1 protein-coding gene and 1 pseudogene are annotated in these 1,280 nt (G+C 57.2%); both read right to left on the minus strand.

What is annotated here, in order from left to right; all coding sequences use genetic code 11:
• Positions 1 to 263: 263 nt before the first annotated feature.
• The gene (locus JKL45_RS29555) at positions 264 to 584 is read right to left on the minus strand and encodes a hypothetical protein (RefSeq protein WP_201865329.1); all 321 of its coding nucleotides are present in this window, start codon (positions 582 to 584) and stop codon (positions 264 to 266) included.
• Positions 585 to 640: 56 nt separating this feature from the next.
• Positions 641 to 1,280 (minus strand): annotated as a pseudogene (locus tag JKL45_RS29560) (hypothetical protein); the annotation flags it as partial.

Below are 1,280 nucleotides of genomic sequence, written 5' to 3' on the forward strand. Positions count from 1 at the left end.
ATGTCAGCCCGGTTCAGTTTGAAAGGCTAGCCGGATCGCTACAAAACCGCTCTCCACTAATCTGAAGCAAGTCCAATGATACCTAATCTCTGGACCGAATGTGGGTCACAGGGATATGGGTCCCTTCAGGTTGTTATCGAGGGGCTGAATGACCGGAGAGCGCAGCGAACCTTAGCGCCTTGGCACCGCAGCTGAGACCGCGCTCACCGCGTCTTAGAAAAGTGTATTCCCTCTACGCCCATCCTGTCCGGAAGTAGCGGAAATCAATCTGTGAAACGGATGGTTCTGTCCTTGCACACATCAAACTCAGAGTGTTCTGATGTTGCCTCATCCTCAAAGACCGCCGCCACAACCACCATACAGCCCGCCATCTTCGGCAACCTCAGAGTGGCTTGCGCATTCGGGGCAAGTGGCTTTGCCAGCCGAACTGTTTGCCCGTTTGCGCCAATAGCGACCTCCGTCGCCTGCACTTCGCGGGAGTTTGTGATGACCACAGCCGAAACCGGCTTCGGCTTCGTAGGCGCCGCAATGGCAACAGGTGCAGCAAGAAGGAGGCTAGTAGCAGTGAGAATGCGGACAATCATGACTATTCCTCTCTATTAACATAGGGATGAGTCGTCCTGTGATGGGCACTCGATGCTCATCCGTAAAACAGTCGCTCTACTGGTAGCTGATGGTGGGGGCCAACTCGGCCAAAGCGCGCCGTCTTCATTGACAGAGCGGCCGTCAAAGAAAGAGCGCCAGTTAGGTTTGACGCTCGGGGGCCGCCTTTCACGGCCGGCTTCAGAGGAAACAACCGTGCCGTGCTGGCACATGAAGAGGCTGCGCCCGACAGATTAACAAATGCTTGCACAGCGCGGAGCGATTCTTCGCCAAGCCTGGAAGAAGAGCACTCGCTGCTAAATTTTTTCATCAGCCGCGCCGCTGCCAGGGCGAGTTGCGCATCGAGCATCTCCTCGGCAGCATCGTACTTCGCCACCCACCGCTCGTATGTGGCCCAGCGCATGCCCTTGGGTTTGTGTGGCAGATCCCACTTATCCGGATCCTCATCTCCAAGCAAAGCCGCTTTCACTTTCGCCTTTGTCCGCCATGCTCGTCCAATCGGGTCGAGGAACTGTGAGGCGTAGGCTGCTCTGCGGCCCCAGGCGTGCCGACTGGCAAAGAACGTGGCACCCAGTGGTCTGTAGAGTACACGTACCCATCGGGTAGAGTCCGCGCTGGTGGTGGAAATTTGCTGACGCGCCGGGTGTTGGGATGAGGTGGTCATTGGGAGGACCGGC

Source organism: Microvirga soli (genome assembly GCF_016734765.1).
GTDB classification, from domain to species: Bacteria; Pseudomonadota; Alphaproteobacteria; order Rhizobiales; family Beijerinckiaceae; genus Microvirga; species Microvirga soli.